Origin of the sequence: Paraburkholderia dipogonis, assembly GCF_046027395.1 — a bacterium.
In the GTDB taxonomy this organism is placed as follows: domain Bacteria; phylum Pseudomonadota; class Gammaproteobacteria; order Burkholderiales; family Burkholderiaceae; genus Paraburkholderia; species Paraburkholderia dipogonis_A.
Map to the genome: position 1 here is coordinate 127,360 of NZ_JAQQEG010000024.1, position 17,393 is coordinate 144,752.

Annotated in this window: 20 protein-coding genes; 13 read left to right on the forward strand and 7 right to left on the reverse strand. The window is 63.2% G+C overall.

The genetic code is table 11. From position 1 onward, the window contains the following. Nucleotides 1-7 precede the first annotated feature (7 nt). From PQR32_RS24675 to PQR32_RS24700, 6 genes are all read left to right on the forward strand, one after another. Entirely contained in the window at nt 8-343 is a 336-nt protein-coding gene (locus PQR32_RS24675) for a UxaA family hydrolase (RefSeq protein ID WP_408232868.1), read from the forward strand. Nucleotides 344-385: 42 nt separating this feature from the next. Beyond that, entirely contained in the window at nt 386-1,705 is a 1,320-nt protein-coding gene (locus PQR32_RS24680) for a UxaA family hydrolase (RefSeq protein ID WP_408232871.1), read from the forward strand. 184 nt (nt 1,706-1,889) lie between these two features. Continuing rightward, complete coding sequence (locus PQR32_RS24685) at nt 1,890-2,930, forward strand: aldo/keto reductase (RefSeq protein WP_408232874.1); 1,041 nt, start codon at nt 1,890-1,892, stop codon at nt 2,928-2,930. A gap of 7 nt (nt 2,931-2,937) precedes the next feature. Next, nucleotides 2,938-3,768, forward strand: coding sequence for an amidohydrolase family protein (locus PQR32_RS24690; RefSeq protein ID WP_408232877.1), 831 nt, complete (start codon nt 2,938-2,940; stop codon nt 3,766-3,768). A 44-nt stretch (nt 3,769-3,812) separates the two neighbouring features. After that, nucleotides 3,813-4,556: an SDR family oxidoreductase gene (locus tag PQR32_RS24695; RefSeq protein ID WP_408232880.1), complete on the forward strand. Its 744-nt coding sequence runs from the start codon at nt 3,813-3,815 to the stop codon at nt 4,554-4,556. 66 nt (nt 4,557-4,622) lie between these two features. Beyond that, nucleotides 4,623-5,471, forward strand: coding sequence for an ureidoglycolate lyase (locus tag PQR32_RS24700; RefSeq protein WP_408232883.1), 849 nt, complete (start codon nt 4,623-4,625; stop codon nt 5,469-5,471). 164 nt (nt 5,472-5,635) lie between these two features. Here the strand turns inward: PQR32_RS24700 and PQR32_RS24705 are convergent, their stop codons facing one another. The 3 genes from PQR32_RS24705 to PQR32_RS24715 all read right to left on the reverse strand — a co-directional run bounded on the left by PQR32_RS24705 (nt 5,636) and on the right by PQR32_RS24715 (nt 7,900). Continuing rightward, nucleotides 5,636-6,988 carry a pyridoxal phosphate-dependent decarboxylase family protein gene (locus tag PQR32_RS24705; RefSeq protein WP_408232886.1) on the reverse strand — a complete coding sequence of 451 codons (1,353 nt, stop codon included), beginning with the start codon at nt 6,986-6,988 and terminating at the stop codon, nt 5,636-5,638. 58 nt (nt 6,989-7,046) lie between these two features. Next, the gene (locus PQR32_RS24710; RefSeq protein ID WP_106281679.1) at nt 7,047-7,349 is read right to left on the reverse strand and encodes an ArsR/SmtB family transcription factor; all 303 of its coding nucleotides are present in this window, start codon (nt 7,347-7,349) and stop codon (nt 7,047-7,049) included. A gap of 116 nt (nt 7,350-7,465) precedes the next feature. Next, entirely contained in the window at nt 7,466-7,900 is a 435-nt protein-coding gene (locus PQR32_RS24715; RefSeq protein ID WP_408232889.1) for a PaaI family thioesterase, read from the reverse strand. A 268-nt stretch (nt 7,901-8,168) separates the two neighbouring features. Between PQR32_RS24715 and PQR32_RS24720 the strand changes: the two genes are divergently transcribed. Next, a complete protein-coding gene (locus tag PQR32_RS24720; RefSeq protein ID WP_408232892.1) occupies nt 8,169-9,791 on the forward strand; it encodes a methyl-accepting chemotaxis protein in 1,623 nt (540 codons plus the stop codon). A 112-nt stretch (nt 9,792-9,903) separates the two neighbouring features. Here PQR32_RS24720 and PQR32_RS24725 read toward each other — a convergent pair whose 3' ends face one another. After that, nucleotides 9,904-10,107 carry a cold-shock protein gene (locus tag PQR32_RS24725; protein WP_007178724.1) on the reverse strand — a complete coding sequence of 68 codons (204 nt, stop codon included), beginning with the start codon at nt 10,105-10,107 and terminating at the stop codon, nt 9,904-9,906. A 218-nt stretch (nt 10,108-10,325) separates the two neighbouring features. Between PQR32_RS24725 and PQR32_RS24730 the strand changes: the two genes are divergently transcribed. Further along, nucleotides 10,326-10,601 carry a hypothetical protein gene (locus PQR32_RS24730; RefSeq protein WP_310816816.1) on the forward strand — a complete coding sequence of 92 codons (276 nt, stop codon included), beginning with the start codon at nt 10,326-10,328 and terminating at the stop codon, nt 10,599-10,601. Nucleotides 10,602-10,702: 101 nt separating this feature from the next. On the opposite strand, the gene PQR32_RS24735 is transcribed toward PQR32_RS24730, so the two are convergent. Together PQR32_RS24735 and PQR32_RS24740 are read right to left on the reverse strand one after the other, a co-directional pair. Beyond that, a complete protein-coding gene (locus PQR32_RS24735) occupies nt 10,703-11,026 on the reverse strand; it encodes an HNH endonuclease (RefSeq protein WP_408232895.1) in 324 nt (107 codons plus the stop codon). A gap of 61 nt (nt 11,027-11,087) precedes the next feature. Continuing rightward, complete coding sequence (locus PQR32_RS24740; RefSeq protein ID WP_408232916.1) at nt 11,088-12,197, reverse strand: AGE family epimerase/isomerase; 1,110 nt, start codon at nt 12,195-12,197, stop codon at nt 11,088-11,090. A 271-nt stretch (nt 12,198-12,468) separates the two neighbouring features. Here PQR32_RS24740 and PQR32_RS24745 point away from each other — a divergent pair, with 271 nt between their 5' ends. From PQR32_RS24745 to PQR32_RS24765, 5 genes are all read left to right on the forward strand, one after another. Then, the gene (locus tag PQR32_RS24745) at nt 12,469-13,155 is read left to right on the forward strand and encodes an MgtC/SapB family protein (protein WP_408232898.1); all 687 of its coding nucleotides are present in this window, start codon (nt 12,469-12,471) and stop codon (nt 13,153-13,155) included. Nucleotides 13,156-13,287: 132 nt separating this feature from the next. Continuing rightward, nucleotides 13,288-14,634, forward strand: coding sequence for a hypothetical protein (locus tag PQR32_RS24750; RefSeq protein WP_408232901.1), 1,347 nt, complete (start codon nt 13,288-13,290; stop codon nt 14,632-14,634). 293 nt (nt 14,635-14,927) lie between these two features. After that, on the forward strand, nt 14,928-15,236 hold the full coding sequence (locus PQR32_RS24755) for a hypothetical protein (protein WP_408232904.1): 309 nt from the start codon (nt 14,928-14,930) through the stop codon (nt 15,234-15,236). 193 nt (nt 15,237-15,429) lie between these two features. After that, a complete protein-coding gene (locus tag PQR32_RS24760) occupies nt 15,430-15,588 on the forward strand; it encodes a hypothetical protein (protein ID WP_165924046.1) in 159 nt (52 codons plus the stop codon). 444 nt (nt 15,589-16,032) lie between these two features. Further along, the gene (locus PQR32_RS24765; RefSeq protein WP_408232907.1) at nt 16,033-16,332 is read left to right on the forward strand and encodes a hypothetical protein; all 300 of its coding nucleotides are present in this window, start codon (nt 16,033-16,035) and stop codon (nt 16,330-16,332) included. 101 nt (nt 16,333-16,433) lie between these two features. Here the strand turns inward: PQR32_RS24765 and PQR32_RS24770 are convergent. Then, a partial coding sequence (locus PQR32_RS24770; protein WP_408232910.1) for a dihydrodipicolinate synthase family protein occupies nt 16,434-17,393 on the reverse strand: 960 nt, incomplete at its 5' end.

Here is a 17,393-nt window from a genome sequence, read left to right on the forward strand (position 1 = left end):
AACTCATTTGACCAGCCGCCCATCGCAAACGGACCAAACGGACCCACGCCTGATCCTGCTCAGCCCCGCCGACAATTGCCTGATCGCGGCGGCGCGTCTGGACGCAGGCACGCAGATCGAGATCGAAGGCGAGCGCGTGACGCTCACTAAAACCATCGAACTCGGTCACAAGGTGGCGCGCCATGAACTCGCGAAAGACGACAAGGTGCTGCGCTACGGCGCAGTGATCGGTCACGTGACAGAAGCGGTGGCACGCGGTGCGCATCTGCACACGCACAATCTCGAAAGCGATTACCTGCCGACGTACACCCACGACGCGGGCCACGAATTCGTCCATCACTGATGTGAGCACAATGACGTGGCCTCGCGCCGCGCTGGAACGATCATGACTGACATTGCCGTAGCATCTCCCTCTGCCGCATCGCAGCAGCCCACGTTGCAAGGCTATCTACGCCGCGACGGCCGTAAGGGCATCCGCAATGTGGTCGCGGTGGCGTATCTGGTCGAGTGCGCGCATCACGTCGCGCGCGAGATCGTCACGCAGTTTCGCGAACCGCTCGATGCGTTCGACGATCCGTCCGCCGAACGCGAGCCGCCCGTGCATCTGATCGGCTTTCCGGGCTGCTATCCGAACGGCTACGCGGAAAAAATGCTCGAACGGCTCACCACGCATCCCAACGTGGGCGCGGTGCTGTTCGTGTCGCTCGGTTGCGAGAGCATGAACAAGCACTACCTGGTGGACGTGGTGCGCGCGAGCGGCCGTCCCGTCGAAGTGCTGACGATTCAGGAAAAGGGCGGCACACGCAGCACGATTCAATATGGCGTCGACTGGATTCGCGATGCGCGCAAGCAACTCGCCGCCCAGCAGAAAGTGCCGATGGCGCTGAGCGAACTGGTGATCGGCACGATCTGCGGCGGCTCGGACGGCACCAGCGGCATCACGGCGAATCCGGCGGTGGGCCGCGCGTTCGATCATCTGATCGACGCGGGCGCGACGTGCATCTTCGAAGAAACCGGCGAACTGGTGGGCTGCGAATTCCATATGAAGACGCGCGCGGCGCGGCCGGCGCTCGGCGATGAGATCGTGGCCTGCGTCGCGAAGGCGGCGCGCTATTACTCGATTCTCGGCCACGGCAGTTTTGCGGTCGGCAACGCGGACGGCGGCCTCACCACGCAGGAAGAAAAATCACTGGGTGCATATGCGAAAAGCGGGGCGTCGCCGATTGTCGGCATCATCAAACCCGGCGATATTCCGCCGACCGGCGGCCTGTATCTGCTCGACGTGGTGCCGGACGGCGAGCCGCGCTTCGGCTTTCCGAACATCAGCGATAACGCGGAGATCGGCGAGCTGATTGCGTGCGGCGCGCATGTGATTCTGTTCACGACCGGGCGCGGCTCGGTGGTGGGCTCGGCGATTTCGCCAGTGATCAAGGTGTGCGCGAATCCCGCGACGTATCGCAATCTCTCCGGCGACATGGATGTCGATGCAGGCCGGATCCTGGAGGGCCGCGGCACGCTCGACGAAGTGGGCCGCGAAGTGTTCGAGCAGACGGTGGCAGTATCGCGCGGCACGGCGTCGAAGTCGGAGACGCTTGGTCATCAGGAATTTATCCTGACCTACAAGACGTTCGAACCGGTTGGGCCGGCTTGCTTGCCGTCGGGCGCCGCAGCGCAGCATCGGGTTGTGGCGATCGAGCCGCACTAAGCGGCTCACTCGCGGTCCCGGCAACAGGCAGTCCATAGACGCCGTGGGCAAATCTCGCTCACGCATGGTAAAACACGCATGGAATCGGACTCAGTGCTTTGCATGGGACCAGAGTAAGCGCTGAAGCGTCAACTCTGGTCGATAGCCAAAGCGCTAACTCCGATCGACACTGGAGACGCGTTCAATGACCGCAACGATCGGATCGAAGATCGGGCAACGGCGCCGCATCGGCCGCGGGCCGTTGCAGGTGACCGGATTGGGACTCGGCACGGCGCCCTTGGGCGGCCTCTACCGCGATCTGACCGATGAAGAAGCTCACGCCACTATCGCCGCCGCATGGGACGCCGGCGTGCGCTATTTCGACACCGCGCCGCATTACGGCAACACGAAGGCCGAGCATCGTCTGGGCGACGCCTTGCGGCGCTATCCGCGCGGCGACTATCTGCTGTCCACCAAAGTCGGCCGCCGTTTCGTGCCGCGCACCACGCCTTTCGACGACAAGGAAGGCTGGCAAAACCCGCTCCCGTTCGAAGCGATTTACGACTACACGCACGATGGCATTCTGCGGTCGTTCGAAGACAGCCAGCAGCGCCTCGGCATCGTCGAAATCGACATTCTGCTGGTGCACGATATCGGCTGTGTCACGCACGGCGACAACCATCCGCATTACTGGCGGCAACTGACCGAAGGCGGCGGTTTTCGCGCGCTGGACGCGTTGCGCTCTTCTGGCGCGGTCAAGGCCGTCGGACTCGGCGTCAATGAGGGCGCGGTCATACTCGACGCGATGGCCGAGTTCGATATCGATTGCGCGTTGCTCGCGGGCCGTTATACGCTCCTCGAACAGACTACGCTCGACGACCTGTTGCCAGCCTGTGAAAAACGCGGCGTCAGCATCCTGTTAGGCGGCGCGTTCAACTCGGGCATTCTGGCGCGCGGCGTCGAAGGCGATCTGAAATTTAACTACGGCGAGGCGCCCCCCGAAGTGATCGAGCGCGTCGCGCGGCTGGAAGCGGTGTGCCGTGCGCACGGTGTGCCGCTGGCGGCCGCCGCCTTGCAGTTTCCGTATGCGCATCCGGCGGTCGCCACCGTGTTGACCGGCGCGCGCAGTGCCGACGAATTGCGCGAGAACGCCGCATCGTTCGAGAAGCCGATCCCCGCGGCGTTGTGGTCCGCGTTGCGTGACGAAGGCTTGCTCGACAGCCGCGCACCCGCGCCAGAGGATTGAATTGACGATGCCTATCGATGCCCACCAGCACTACTGGGATCCCGCTCGTGGCGATTACGAGTGGCTCACGCCGGAGCTGAAAATCCTGTACCGGACGTTTGGCCCGGAGGATCTCAAGCCATTGCGCGAACGCGTGGGCATCGAACGGACGGTGGTGGTGCAGGCGGCGCCGACCATCGACGAAACGCGTTATTTGCTGGACATAGCGCGCCATGAGCCGTCGATTGCGGGCGTGGTCGGCTGGGTGCCGTTGTTGCTGCCCACGGCGCCGGAGGTGATCGACGCGCTCGCGCATGAGCCGAAGTTCAAGGGCGTGCGGCCGATGCTGCAGGATTTGCCGGACGACACATGGATCGCGAACCCCGATCTCGCGCCGGCGATCGAAGCGCTGATCGCGCACGACCTCGCGTTCGACGCGCTGATTTACGCGCGCCATGTCGAGCCTTTTGAAACGTTCGCGACGCGCTTTCCGGCGCTGCGCATCGTCGTCGATCATGGGGCGAAGCCGCCCATCCGCTATGGACGCGCGGGCTATCCAAGCTGGGCCGCCGCGATCACGCGGCTCGCGCAACTGCCGCATGTGCATTGCAAACTGTCGGGCCTCGTCACCGAGGCATCGCCCGGCTGGAGCGAGGAAACGCTGCACCCGTATGTCGATCATCTGCTGAAATCATTCGGTCCGGCGCGTTTGATGTGGGGCAGCGACTGGCCGGTGCTCGATCTGAACGGCGACTATCTGCTCTGGCATTCGGTGGCGAACACCTTGCTTACGTCCTTGAGTGAGGGCGAGCGCGAAGCGGTTTTCGGCGGCAATGCCGCCGCGTTTTATCGATTGTGATTTCTGGAAGAGACAAGCAACAGCCCATTCAACTGGAGTCGTAGATGACACAAAGACTGGCCGGCAAGACGGCCCTGATCACGGCGGCAGGACAAGGCATCGGACTCGCCACCGCCGAACTCTTCGCACGCGAAGGCGCGCGTGTGATCGCCACGGATATCCGCATCGATGGACTCGCCGGCAAGCCGGTCGAGGCGCGCAAGCTCGACGTGCGCGACGACGTGGCGATCAAGGCGCTGGCCGCCGAGCTCGGCGCGGTCGATGTGCTGTTCAACTGCGCGGGCTTCGTGCACGCGGGCAATATTCTCGAGTGCAGCGAAGAAGACTGGGACTTCGCCTTCGATCTGAACGCGAAGGCGATGTACCGCATGATTCGCGCGTTCCTGCCCGCCATGCTGGACAACGGCGGCGGGTCGATCATCAACATGTCGTCGGCGGCGTCGAGCGTGAAGGGCGTGCCGAACCGCTTTGCGTACAGTGCCTCCAAGGCCGCCGTGATCGGCTTGACCAAGTCCGTTGCTGCGGACTTCATCACGCGTGGTGTACGCTGTAACGCGATCTGCCCGGGCACGGTGGCTTCGCCGTCGCTCGAACAGCGGATCGTCGCGCAGGCTCAGGCGCAGGGCGCGACGCTGGACGCCGTGCAGGCCGCCTTTGTCGCGCGTCAGCCGATGGGCCGCATCGGCAAGCCGGAAGAGATCGCCGCGTTGGCGCTGTATCTCGGGTCCGACGAATCGTCGTTTACCACGGGCCATGCGCATGTGATCGACGGCGGCTGGTCGAACTGACGCACGCCGACCCACGCGGACTCAAGCTGAACCACGAACCGAACACCACTGAAAGGAAGTGCCAGGATGAAACTGCTTCGTTATGGGCCGAAGGGCCAGGAAAAGCCGGGCTTGCTCGACGCGCAAGGCAAGATTCGTGATCTGTCGAAAGTGGTCGCCGATATCGACGGCGCCGTGCTGACCGACGAAGGTCTCGCCAAACTGCGCGCGCTCGATCCGGCCTCGCTGCCGCTGGTCGAAGGCAATCCGCGCATGGGTCCGTGCGTCGGCAAGATCGGCAAGTTCATCTGCATCGGCTTGAACTACGCGGATCACGCGGCCGAATCGAATCTGCCGGTGCCCGCCGAGCCGGTCATCTTCAACAAGTGGACGAGCGCGATCAGCGGTCCGAACGACGACGTCGAAATTCCGCGCGGCTCGAAGAAGTGCGACTGGGAAGTCGAACTCGGCGTGGTGATCGGCAAGCCGGCGAAATATATCGACGAAGCCAACGCGCTCGACTACGTCGCCGGATATTGCGTGATTAACGACGTGTCGGAACGCGAATGGCAGATCGAACGCGGCGGCACGTGGGACAAGGGCAAGGGCTTCGACACGTTCGGCCCGATCGGTCCGTGGGTGGTCACGCGCGATGAAGTCGCCGATCCGCAGAACCTGAGCCTGTGGCTCGAAGTGGACGGCCATCGTTATCAGAACGGCAGCACGAAGACAATGGTGTTCGGCGTCGCGAAGCTGGTGTCGTACGTGTCGCAGTGCATGAGCCTGCAACCGGGCGACGTGATTTCGACCGGCACGCCGCCGGGCGTCGGCATGGGCGTGAAGCCGAATCCGGTGTTCCTGAAGCCGGGTCAGACGATCCGTCTGGGTATCGAAGGTCTGGGCGAGCAAACGCAGAAGACGTACGCGGCGGAGTGATATCCGCCTGCGGGCTTCGCGGGGCATGAAGAGCAGCGGTTCCTGCACCAACAAGCAGGAGCCGCTTTTTTGTGTGCGCCGCTGCCGTTCACCCGCGGCGCTTGATCAGCAGTCGCACGCGCGGTGCCGCTAAATGATCGCCACGCGTGTCTTCGTCGCGCTGGTCAGTCGCTCTGTTCGGCGAGCAGTCTTGCGAGCAGCGCCACCAACTGATCGATGTGCGTATCCTCCGTGCGCCACGACGACACACTGATGCGAAACGCCGGTCGGCCCTGCCAGACTGTCTGGCCGAACCATGTCTCACCCGACGCCTGCGCCGCTTCGCGAATCGCGACCGTCTCCGCATCGGTCGTTGCGCGCACCAGCACCTGGTTCAGCACGACGCGGTTCAGCACCTCGAACCCAGCGGCACGCAAACCTTCGGCGATCCGTGAAGCCTGCGCGCAATGCCGGTTGACCATCTCCTGCACGCCGCTTCGCCCGAGCGAACGTAGCGCCGCCCAGATCGGAATGCCGCGCGCGCGACGCGAGAACTCGAGGTTCACGTTCTTCTGCGAATCATGCGCACCGGTCAGATAGACCGCGTCGCTGTTCATCGCCGCCGAGAGCGCCCGCGCGTCGCGGCAGATCGCCATGGCGCCGTCGTAGGGCGTGTTGAGCCACTTGTGGCCGTCGGTGGTCCAACTGTCGGCGCCGTCGATGCCATCGGTCAGTGCCCGTTTCGACGACGCCCGCGCCCACAGGCCGAATGCGCCGTCCACATGAACCCACGCGCCGGCCGCCTTGGCGCGCGGAATCAGCTCCGCGAACGGATCGAATTCGCCGGTGTTCACTTCGCCCGCTTGCACGCAGAAGATCGTCATGTCGTCGAGCGGCGGCAACTGCGCGGGGTCGATGCGGCCATGCTCATCCACGGGTGCGCTGATCACGCGCTTCATGCCGAAGCCGAGCACGCGCAACGCCTTCTTCACCGTGATGTGGGCCATCTCGGAGATCACGACGCGCACCGGCGGCGCGCCGTCCAGGCCGTCGTTGTCGAAATCCCAGCCCTTGCGCGCGAGCAGCGCGCGCCGCGCGGCCGCGATGCAAACGAGCGTGCACGCCGTCGCGCTGGTGCCGAAGCCGATCGCCGCTTCGCGCGGCAGATCGAGCGCGTCGAGCACCCAGCGCGCCGCGATTTTCTCCAGCGTGGCCGCGACCGGCGAGTTGTCGAAGGTCGACGCGCACTGGTCCCACGCGCCCATCAGACGCTCGGCCGCCGCGGCGGCCGGCAGCACCGCGCCGATCACGAAGCCGTAGTAACGCGGATCGTTCGACGCGACCGTGCCAGGCGTTCCGCTTTCGTCGAGCAGACGTAGCACGTCGGCGGGCGCGTGGCCGTGTTGCGGGAAGGCTTCGTCGAAGGCGGCGAGTTGCGCTAGCGCGGCTGCGTCCGGAAACACCCGGCGCTTGCCGATGCCGGCAAGGTAAGCGTGCGCGCGCTGGTCGGCGTCGGCGGCGAGTGCAAGTTCGTCCATGTGGCTCCCTGAAGTATCGAGAAAATAACGGTGCGGTTGCGCGAAGAAGACCGCGTGCCTAGAGATTGGCGAGGTCGCGGCCGAGCTTCTGCAACTCGGCGTCGATGCGCTTGTAATAGGTGAATTTGCCGATTCGCTGCGCGCGCACGAGTCCCGCATCGGCGAGGATACGCATGTGACGCGTGGTGGTGGCGGGCGCGATGCCGAGCTTGTCGGTGATGAACGTGCAGCACACGCCGACCGTTTCGATATCGGCGTGATCCTGATACGGGAAATGCCGCGTCGGCTCTTTCAGCCAGCGCATGACGGCGAGCCTGCTGGCGTTGGCGAGCGCGTTGATGCGGGTGAGTTCGTCTGTCATGAAGTGGCGCGTGGAACGGAGCCATGAGTCGATAACGTTTCGTATATTAGCTAAATGACGAAACGTGAACAAGCGCCTGGAAGACGGCGCGATGTGATTCATCAGGCACCGTGACGTCAGCCCGCGTGTTCGTGCTCGCCGCTCTCGCTGATCCTATTGACTGTGCCTTGCGCGACGGCGATCAGTTTTTCGCGGTTGCCTTCCATCACATACACGTTGCATTGGCAGGTCGCCTGATGCTGCCCCGCATAGACGACCTTCGCGCGCGCGATCAGCGTGCCGTTGATGGCGGGGCGCAGGTAGTTGATCTTGTATTCCCCGGTGACGACCTTCGGCCCGAGCAGCAACGCGCCGGCGAAGGTCAGTGCATTGTCGGCGAGATAGCTGATGACGCCGCCATGCACGAAGCCGTGCTGTTGCCGCAGATCGTCGCGGATCGGCAGACTCAGCGTGAGTTCGTTGGTGCCCGTGTGCATCAACTCTGCGCCCAACAGCATGCTGAACGGCTGAGCATGCAGTGCGCCGCGCGCCCGGTCGAGGAGGTCGGTCATTGTGATTCCTTCGGGCGTGGCCCGCGGTGGCAATCTGCACTGGCCTGCGTCGTGCAGTCCCTACCCACTCTAGGAAGCGCGCACGCACCGCGTCAAGGTGAATCAATATTTTGCGCCATGCATTGTTGCGCGAAATGATTGCAATAGTGAAGTTGGCCGAGGAAAGGGGACGTAAGACGATCTTTGATGGAGTTGGCCTCAAGCGCGGCGCGCCTATGCCGTTAACCCTGACGTAGCTCCCGTCATTCTTTGTCTTCAGGTATTCACGATGTTCAGCAAGATCAAGGTCGCATCCGGCCTGTTGTGTGTTCTGGCCGCGTTCTGCGTTTTCCAGCTTGTCACGGTGGGTTTGGGGTTCTGGTCGCTCACGCGTACTCATGACGACGTGGGCGATCTGTCGAACATCGCCCTGAAGCAGGTGGATGCGGTCAACGAAACGACCCAGCATTTGATGGACGCACGCATCAACCTCTCGCGCGCCGGGACGCGCATGGTGCGCGGCGGCTCCGAGCCGACCGATATCGTGCAGCACGCCCGCGAACAGTTGACGGCCGCTGACCAGTCGTTCGCGGCCTTCATGAGCGCGCCGAAGACCGGCGACGAAAACGGTACCCGCGCGGCTGCGCTCGCCGAGCGCTACAAGAAGCTGCACGACGCGCTCGCGGAACTGGTGCAGTTTCTCGATTCGAACAACATCCAGGCCTTCCTCGATCAGCCGACGCAGTCGTTCCAGGACGCGTACCTCGGCGAGTCGCACAACTTCGTGCAGTTCGGCAACGCGGCGAGCCGCGCTTCGCTCGATTCGATCGACACGCGCATGGCGACCTTCCGCGCCGTCAGCATCGTGATCCTGCTGGTGCTGGTGGCCGGCACGTTCGCCGTGTACGCGGCGCTGCGCCGTGGCGTGGTGGCGCCGCTGGAAGAAGCGGGCCGTCACTTCGACCGTATCGCGCAGGGCCGTCTCGACCAGCCGATCGCCGGGCGCGGCACCAATGAAATCGGCCGCCTGTTCTCGGGCCTCGCGAAAATGCAGGCGAGCGTGGCGCGCACCGTGCAGACCGTGCGCGAATCCGCCGACTCGATCCACCTCGGCGCGGACGAAATCGCGACCGGCAACGCTGATCTGTCGGCGCGTACGGAAAATCAGGCGGCATCGCTCGAAGAAACCGCATCGAGCATGGAGGAGCTGACGGCTACCGTGCGCCAGAACGCCGAGCACGCCCGTGAAGCCAACGCGCTCGCCGAGACCGCGCTCGAAGCGACCTCGCGCGGCAGCGAAGTGGTCAACGAGGTGGTCGACAAGATGCGCGGCATTGCGCAGAGCTCGGACAAGATCGCCGAGATCATTTCGGTAATCGACGGCATTGCGTTCCAGACCAACATCCTCGCGCTGAATGCGGCCGTCGAAGCGGCCCGCGCGGGCGAGCAGGGGCGCGGCTTCGCCGTGGTGGCAGGCGAAGTACGCGGCCTCGCGCAGCGCAGCGCGCAATCGGCGAAGGAAATCAAAACTTTGATTAGCGAATCGGTCGCCGAGATCCAAGGCGGTTCGACGCTTGTCGAGCACGCCGGCGCGGCGATGAGCAACGTGTCCGCCTCGATCTCGCGCGTCACGCAGATGATGGCGGAGATCAGCGCGTCGTCGCTCGAGCAGAGCACCGGCATCGAGCAGGTCAATCAGGCGGTGGTGCAGATGGATGAGATGACGCAGCAGAACGCGGCGCTCGTCGAAGAGGCCGCGGCGGCGGCGGCTTCGCTGCATCAACAGACGCAGCAATTGAAACAGGCTGTTTCCGTGTTCGAAATTTCTGAATCTGTGTTGCGCACGCAACAAATCGACGAAGCTCGCGGGCCAGCAACCGATTTTTCGCTGTCGGGGATGCGCGCAATTTAACCCGCGCGAGCGCTCAAAACGAAAACGTCAGACAAAGAAAATGGCCCGCCGAAGCGGGCCATTTTGCATTAGACGCAAGCGCCTAAGGGTGCCTCAACGTACCTGACGGTACTTAGGCCGGCTGGATGTTCGCAGCTTGCTTGCCCTTCGGGCCTTGCTTAACTTCAAACGTCACCTTCTGGTTTTCCTGCAGGGACTTGAAGCCGCTGCCTTGAACTTCCGAAAAGTGCGCGAACAGGTCTTCGCCGCCGTCGTCCGGCGTGATGAAGCCAAAGCCCTTTGCATCGTTAAACCACTTCACAGTACCTGTTGCCATTTTTAATCCAGTAAATGTTGTGTGTTGCATTCGCGACCGCTATTTCTCAACACGAGATCGAGCGCGAAGTAGGAGTTGTATCACGTCTTTATGACGGACGCCAATCAACCAGTATTCGGGTATTCCCCGGCTCCGGTCTTTTTGAGACCTGGAAAGCAATTGGAAGGCTGTTCCCGCGGGTAGGGTAAACTGCTCGTACTACTCTTCCAGGAAAAACATTGACACATTATTTGCAAGAGGAACTTACCTCGTTCTGGAGTCGTTTGACCCCCTATCTGGCGATATTGGAGTCTAAATCACCTCAAGAAGGCGCCCCGGACCCGGTCGGCCGTATCACGGTCGATACCGAAGACCGCCAGGCTTTCGCCCTTCACACAACCGATCAGAAGCCGCACGGCGACACATCGGACACCCCCACCGGGCAGAGCGCAACTTATATGCGTTTCAAATCTGCCGACAGCGGCTGGAGCCCCTGGCAGCGCGAAGAGTATTGATCGACCGGGCGGTCGGCTTTTGCGTCCGCGCTCCATCGTGGGATCGCGACCGGCGTTCAGCCGGCTTCGCGATCGGTCGGGCGCCTAGCCGTTCTTCGGCCTCAGCCTTTGCGCCCACTGCGGCGCGTGCGCTCGTAAAAATCATTCGGCTTGGTACGAACCCAGCGGACGAAGGTGCGTACCGCCTCGTCGTTGAGGAGCGCCTCGACCGTTGAATAGCGCTGCGCCAGTTCGGCTTCCGTGAACAGCGCGTGGAGCTGGCGGTGGCAAATGCGGTGTAGGGCGGCGACTTCCTTGCCGCCTTTTGTTTTCGGCACCCAATGATGCAAGTCGCGTTGGCTCGCCGGGATTGGGCGGCCGCAGAGCGGACAGATTTCGTCAGCCGGCGGCGGTCGATACCAAGGTTCGGCAAGTTTCTTGGCCATGGCCAGGATGGCTAGCGAAGTTGAGACGCCCGAGTGTCGTGCGGCTTTTTTTCGGTGGCGTTCAGGCCGGCAACGCGTTGTAGGCGGTCGCGAGGTGATACGGCGTGGTCGACGGCATATCGGCGCGCGCCACTTCACCGCTCGGCGTCTTGCATTCGAACCAGCCTTGCGGACGCAGGAAGCGCTGCTGGAACAGTTCGATTTGCCGCGGCAGCGCGGCGCGTGCCACCGTTTCGCCGTGGCTCGCCAGCGCGCGCAGATATTCGGTTTGAGCCCAGATCCGCTGGGTCGCGTCCTTGATCCGGCCGGTTTCGTCGAGCGAGGCGTACACGCCGCCGGTTTCCCGATCCACGCCATGTTGTTGCGCGAAGCTGAACGCACGCGACATGGCTTCGGCGAGACCCGCGCCTTCGAACAGCGCGCCCGCCTGCTTGACCAGCCAGAACCACTCGAACTGGTGGCCGGGTTCCAGACGGTTATCGTCCGCGCCGATCGGCAATTCGGCGATGCAGCCCGTGGGCGCATGCACGAAGCGCTGCGCGACCGCACCCGCGAGACGCCGCAGCGCGGCGTCGAAAGCGTTGTCGTGCGTGGCTTCGCGAGCGGCCAGCCAGGCTTCGGTCAGGTGCATCAAGGGATTCTGGATCGGCGTGCCCGTCACTTTGGCGAAGTCCGAAGTCAGCGCGGCGTTAAACAGATCACCCTCTGCGGCGAAGTTCGACTGGATCAACGCCGACGTGCGATGCACGATTTCCAGGGCGTCGCGATTTCCGGAGCGTCGGGCATACTCGGCGCACGCAAACACCACGAACGCGTGCGTGTACAGGTCCTTGGTGGTGTCGAGCGGTGCGCCTTGCGCATCCACGCTGTAGAACCATCCGCCGTTGCGCGTGTCCTGAAAGGTATGCATCAGCGAATCGAACAGCACCTGCGCATGGGCCGCGTCCTCCGCTTGTGAGAACACGAACAATTGCCGCGCGCAGGCCATCGCACGGTAGCGCTCGGCGGGCAGCGGCCGATGATCCTCGGCGCTGACCGCTTCGTAGGGCAGCTTCAGTGCGGTGTTGAAACCCGGGCCGCGCCAGATCGGCAGTACCACGCCAGTGAAGTGATCGCGCAGACTGGCAGCGAGTGCGACGGTGGAAGCGGCGGGTGGGTTCATGCTCTGCATAATCAAATGGGTCAAACAGGGTATTTCGAAGCGAAGCGGCCGCGCAGCGGGTCTGTAGCCGGAGTTTCAGTGCGGCGCCGTTGCCGGCAAACCTGCGGGTGAGCGTGGATGCTACCTGCTTTGCAAACCGGCAACAGGAAAACCAGGACAGCGATTAGCCGTGCAACCCGCTTGGCGGCGTGCGGCCTAGCATAAAGCAAACGGGTCACGCTGGCACTGCGGCGTCGGTGCGGAAAGTACTTCGAATAATTTCTGATAAGGAGGAAAAATAATGTTGGGGAATCTGGATCTCATCGCCCGGCTGGTGCTGGCCGCTGCGCTGGGCAGCGTGATCGGCTTCGAGCGCGAAAGGCTTTCGTGGGCTGCGGGTCTGCGTACACACATGCTGGTGTGCGTGGGTTCGACGCTCATCATGATCGTCTCGGCCTATGGTTTTGCTGAAGTGCTGAACGGCGACCACGTCGTGCTCGATCCTTCGCGGATGGCCGCGCAGGTGGTGTCGGGCATCGGCTTTCTCGGCGCGGGCTCGATCCTGCTGCGTGGCGAGATCGTGCGCGGACTGACAACGGCGGCGAGCCTCTGGTCGGTCGCCGCCATCGGTCTTGCAGTCGGCGGTGGGCTGTACACGGCGTCCATCGCGGCGACCATCATCATTCTGATTATCCTGGCCGGCATCAAGCCGCTCGAGCGCCGCTTCATCACCGTCAAGCAACGGCGCCAACTGACGATGATCGTCGAGCGCGGCACCATGACATTCCACTCGCTGCACGACGAACTCGGCGCCGCGAGCCCGCGCGTCAAGCAATTCGTGATGCAGCAAAGCGAGGACGCGCCCGAGTGCGATGAAGTGGTGATCACCTTGCATCGCGTGTCGAATACGGAATATGAGGCGATCTGCGGCCGCTTGCGTCAACTGCACGGCGTCAAGCAGTTCCGGCAGGACGACACGACTTCCTGAAAACGGAAAATCCTCGCCGAATGGCTTCGGCGGGCGCGGGCGGCCATGCGACAATGCGGTCTCGAAAAATTCCAACGGCATTGACGAGCGGTGCTCGGCGCCCGCTTTCCGGCGACGACCGCTTTTTTCTCTATGGCAGATTCCGTAGCATCCCCGCAGTCCCGGCCTCAGCGCGCCGCTTCGAAGAAGCGTCGCCAGGCCATCGTCTCGACCGAAACTGAAAACAAGCTGGCGCGCGCCGCGCGCTCGGCACAACGTCTCGCGCAGCTGAGCGACGCCTCCCGCGACGAAAGCACGCTCGACCTGTTCCCCGACGATCCCACCCGCGCCACGCTGGAAGCGATGAATATCGATATCCGCCAAGGCACGCTGCATGGTTTCGAATTACCCGATGTAGTGTTGGCCGCGGTTGGCGCGATCGATGCCGGGGACAACGCGTTGGTGGACGCGCGGGCTACGCGCCGCGCGCCTCGTGCTGCGAAGTCTGATGACCAGCCGGTGCCGGTCAACGCGCTATTGAGTGGGCTTGAAATCGAGCCGTTGGTGGCGACGGCTTCGGCGGCCGGCGAAATGGCATTGATTGACGCGAAGGCGGCGGCGGACTCGGCCACTGCCGCTGAAGAGAAATCGGTGGCACCGGCGCGTGATCCATCGGCGGCGCTTACACCCTCGATGGCGGCCGCGACCGTGGCGCGCAGCGTGACGGCGCTGCGCCAGGCGTCCGAGCCGGGGGCAGCAACTGACGTTGCGACGGCGCCGGCTTCAGGCGGTGGTAAGGCGCCGCAGCGCTTCGCGGCGACTTTTGCCAAGGCGGCCTCGGCTTCGGTTTCGGCTTCGCAAGAACCGGCGGCAGTCGCGGCCGGCATGGCGGACACACCGAGCGAGCCTGCGTCCGCACAGTCGGAAGCTGCTCCTGAAGGTTCGCAACCGGGCTCGGCGGCGTCGACAAATTCAGCGGCGTCCGCACAGGCCAACGCCGCGTTCGCCACGCCGTGGCGGGAAGCCCGACGCGCTGAAGCGGCTGCGGCGGCGCTGCGCGCCACGCCGGAACTCGATCGCGCGCGGGCAACCGCCTTCGCGGATACTGTCGACGCGCTCTATGGCGTGATCGCCGATCAGCGCCGCGCCGCGACCGACCATTCGCGACGCATGAAATGGATGCTGTCGATCGTGGTGGGCGCGTTGCTGGTGACGGTCGTCATCGGCATCACGCAAACCCTGTTGCTGATGCGCCTCACGCGCGAGACCACGGCCCAGCAGCACCGCATCGAGCAGATGATGCAGAACCAGCAGGCGGCGATGGCCAGTTTGCTCGACACGCACATGGCGATGGCGAACGCAGCCGCCGCCAATGCCGCTTCCGACGCGGCAGCGGCGGCGCCCGCCGCGCCTCAGCAAGCCGCCGCCACGCCGGCGCATGCCAGGCGCGCCGCGCGAGCGCAGCACACGCATAAGCCGAAAGCCGTTACCCCGCACTGACAGTCGGTGAGCGCCGCGCTAGCACCATGCCGGCCGCGGCGATCCACTCGGCACTCGCCGGCCTCCGCTCCCCGTTTGCCAACGTTCGCTCGCCACTCGCCACTCGGGGCTAGCCCACCGCCCACCGCCCACCGCCAACCGCCAACCGCTCACCCCCATTTCACCGGATAGACGCCGTAAGGCGCCGCGCGCTTCCACCACGCCGCAACGCAAACCCCGCGTTCTACACTTTCAATGCTGTTGCGAAGCCGGACCGGATACGCCAGAGCATCTTCTGACAGGAGGGAGCCACCATGCCGACTAGCGAACACAAATATTCGATCGAGGAACTGTTGGGCGCACTTCTGCGCGATCAGGGCATCCACGAGGGCCACTGGGCGTTGAACGTCGAGTTTTCAGCGACGGGCGCCGCCGTCAAACCGCAAGACAATCCAGCACGGACGCTGCCGGGGCTGATCGTGTCGGTCAATAGCGCGACGCTGATGCGCGCGGACAGCACGGCGCCAGGTGCCGTCGATGCCGCCTTGGTCAACCCGCGCAAGGCCGCGGCGAGCGCGAAGCCGGTGCGCAGCAGAAGGCCGGTGTCGACCACGCTGCAGTAGGCCGGCCCTTTCGACCCTGATATTCAAAAAACAGGGACGTTGTCATGATGCGACGCAACATGTAAAAAAATAGCCTGCGACAACGCACCACACCAAAAAATTGCTGCATTGCACTAGCTTTTGCCTAGGGAAAACCCTATACTTCTTCTTAAGGGAAAACCCTAGCAAATGCAGTAACTAACCGGGAGTCGCCATGAGCTTCATTTTTGCATTGTTCCAAAAGGTCAGCGACCTCTTTGCGTCGCCCCATCTGCCGCTGGATGCGGACTACTCGTACGAAGCGCGTAGCCGCGAAGCAGAACGTGTGCGCAGAGCACAAGCTACGTTGTTCGGCGTCAAGCTGAGCGACTAAAAGCAAAGTCGTACCGGCCTAAGCGCGGAGCAACCGCGTACGGGCGCGCATTTCGGATGCGCATCGCATCACCATTGAAGCCACAGTTCGCGAAACGCGTACCGTGGCTTTTTGTTTTTCCGGCGCTTTTCCACCGCCGGGCGCTTGTCTCGAAATATTTCCCGGCCGAAATGAATGTAACGGAGCCTGAAACGTGGCCGTGGAGCCCGCGCGGTCCAGTCACGGCGCATAGCTTTGTAGACAGGGCGCGACAGGCTAAATGTGCTTTGGCCATCCGTCCCTTTCTATGAAATGTGCGCTTACAAGTGCTCACGTCTTCATGCGGTTTGCGCCGCTAAAGTTGGTCTCAAGCGTACGGCGTCTGGTTCGAGCCTGAAATTGCAGGTTCAGGTCGATCTCGAGCACGGACGCTGGCTTGATACAAAACTTTGATGGGAGGTCACTATGAAAACCTTGAACAAGACACCGCGTTCGATCATCGCAACCTTGCTGGCGGGCGGCGCGTTGCTCGCGGCTGGCAGCGCATTTGCCCAAGAACGCGTGGTCGTGGAAAACGGTCCGGGACCGGCAGTCTACGGCCAGCCGCACATGATGCCGGTAGGCGTGTCGATCAATATCGGCTGGCACGGCGATCGTTACTATGACGGCCATCGCTACTGGGCCCATGACGACTGGATGCGCCATCATCCGCACGACTACGATCCGCATCACCACGACGAACATCGTCCGCCGCAGCGCTATTAATGCGCGAATCCGCGCGTGACGACGCCGCAAGACGCGGCGTCGGCGTGAAGTCCACAAAGCCGGTCCTTCCTCGCGGAAGACCGGCTTTGTCACGTTCGCGTTCAGGCGTAGGCCCCCAGTCGCTGTGCGAAGCGCCGCGCGCATTCGAGTCCGAATGCCGTTGGCGCGATGCCGCGATCGTACTGCACATCAAAGCCCATTCTCCATGCTGCGATCCGTTTGCCGTAGCAGGTCAACGAGTCCAGCGACTGCATCACGAACACAATGGACGGCAGTACTTCTGCATACAGCGCCTCCGCATGCGCCTCGTCTCCAGCAACAAACGCTCGCTGGATAGCGACCTGCCTGTCGAAGGTATCCGGTGCAACGATCAGGCCGGCGCAACCCGCACGCAGATTGTCGATGATCTCCTGACCGCCGCGTCCGTTGAATACGGGCAGGGGTGTCCCAAGTGCGTGTAACTGGTCGATGGTGTTACGGATCGTAATCGCGGGTCCTTCGCCTTTGAGCCATCGAAAATTGTCGCGTTGGCGCGCGAGTTCAACGATCGACTCCGCGGACAGTCCAACGCCGAGATACTCAGGCGCGTTTTGTATTCCAGCTGGAGCATGTACGCGCTCCATCACGTCAGCGAAAAAATCGAAATAGAACGATTCGGGCTGATTACGCGCGGAAGGCGGCTGCAGGATCAGCCATGACGCACCACGCGTCACAGCGTAATCGGCAAGCACGGCCTGGGCGTCAACAGTGTCGCCCGTGATCGTGACGGCGAGCGGCACGCGCGCATCGATGTCAGTGCTGGCCCAGTCGATCACATGATGCTTCTCTTCGAGCGACATGCGGTGCACTTCAGTCGCGAGCCCGAGGATCACAACGCCCGGCGCGCCTGCGTGAATCGTGGTATCGACCTGCGCGCGCATTGCGTTTCGATCGAGCTCGTTGCGCGAGTCGAAATACGCATACAGAACGGGCCAGATTCCGCCGGGAGGAAGTGCATCGTTCGCCGTCATTTTGACTGTTTCCTTGTCAATGGGCACTAGTGTGAGTCGCGCGGCACAGGT

Coding starts and splice junctions, on each gene's coding strand:
- PQR32_RS24680 (WP_408232871.1), top strand. CDS start 386: ATGACTGACATTGCCGTAGCATCTCCCTCTGCCGCATCGCAGCAGCCC.
- PQR32_RS24685 (WP_408232874.1), top strand. CDS start 1,890: ATGACCGCAACGATCGGATCGAAGATCGGGCAACGGCGCCGCATCGGC.
- PQR32_RS24690 (WP_408232877.1), top strand. CDS start 2,938: ATGCCTATCGATGCCCACCAGCACTACTGGGATCCCGCTCGTGGCGAT.
- PQR32_RS24695 (WP_408232880.1), top strand. CDS start 3,813: ATGACACAAAGACTGGCCGGCAAGACGGCCCTGATCACGGCGGCAGGA.
- PQR32_RS24700 (WP_408232883.1), top strand. CDS start 4,623: ATGAAACTGCTTCGTTATGGGCCGAAGGGCCAGGAAAAGCCGGGCTTG.
- PQR32_RS24705 (WP_408232886.1), bottom strand. CDS start 6,988: ATGGACGAACTTGCACTCGCCGCCGACGCCGACCAGCGCGCGCACGCT.
- PQR32_RS24710 (WP_106281679.1), bottom strand. CDS start 7,349: ATGACAGACGAACTCACCCGCATCAACGCGCTCGCCAACGCCAGCAGG.
- PQR32_RS24715 (WP_408232889.1), bottom strand. CDS start 7,900: ATGACCGACCTCCTCGACCGGGCGCGCGGCGCACTGCATGCTCAGCCG.
- PQR32_RS24720 (WP_408232892.1), top strand. CDS start 8,169: ATGTTCAGCAAGATCAAGGTCGCATCCGGCCTGTTGTGTGTTCTGGCC.
- PQR32_RS24725 (WP_007178724.1), bottom strand. CDS start 10,107: ATGGCAACAGGTACTGTGAAGTGGTTTAACGATGCAAAGGGCTTTGGC.
- PQR32_RS24735 (WP_408232895.1), bottom strand. CDS start 11,026: ATGGCCAAGAAACTTGCCGAACCTTGGTATCGACCGCCGCCGGCTGAC.
- PQR32_RS24740 (WP_408232916.1), bottom strand. CDS start 12,197: ATGCAGAGCATGAACCCACCCGCCGCTTCCACCGTCGCACTCGCTGCC.
- PQR32_RS24745 (WP_408232898.1), top strand. CDS start 12,469: ATGTTGGGGAATCTGGATCTCATCGCCCGGCTGGTGCTGGCCGCTGCG.
- PQR32_RS24750 (WP_408232901.1), top strand. CDS start 13,288: ATGGCAGATTCCGTAGCATCCCCGCAGTCCCGGCCTCAGCGCGCCGCT.
- PQR32_RS24755 (WP_408232904.1), top strand. CDS start 14,928: ATGCCGACTAGCGAACACAAATATTCGATCGAGGAACTGTTGGGCGCA.
- PQR32_RS24760 (WP_165924046.1), top strand. CDS start 15,430: ATGAGCTTCATTTTTGCATTGTTCCAAAAGGTCAGCGACCTCTTTGCG.
- PQR32_RS24765 (WP_408232907.1), top strand. CDS start 16,033: ATGAAAACCTTGAACAAGACACCGCGTTCGATCATCGCAACCTTGCTG.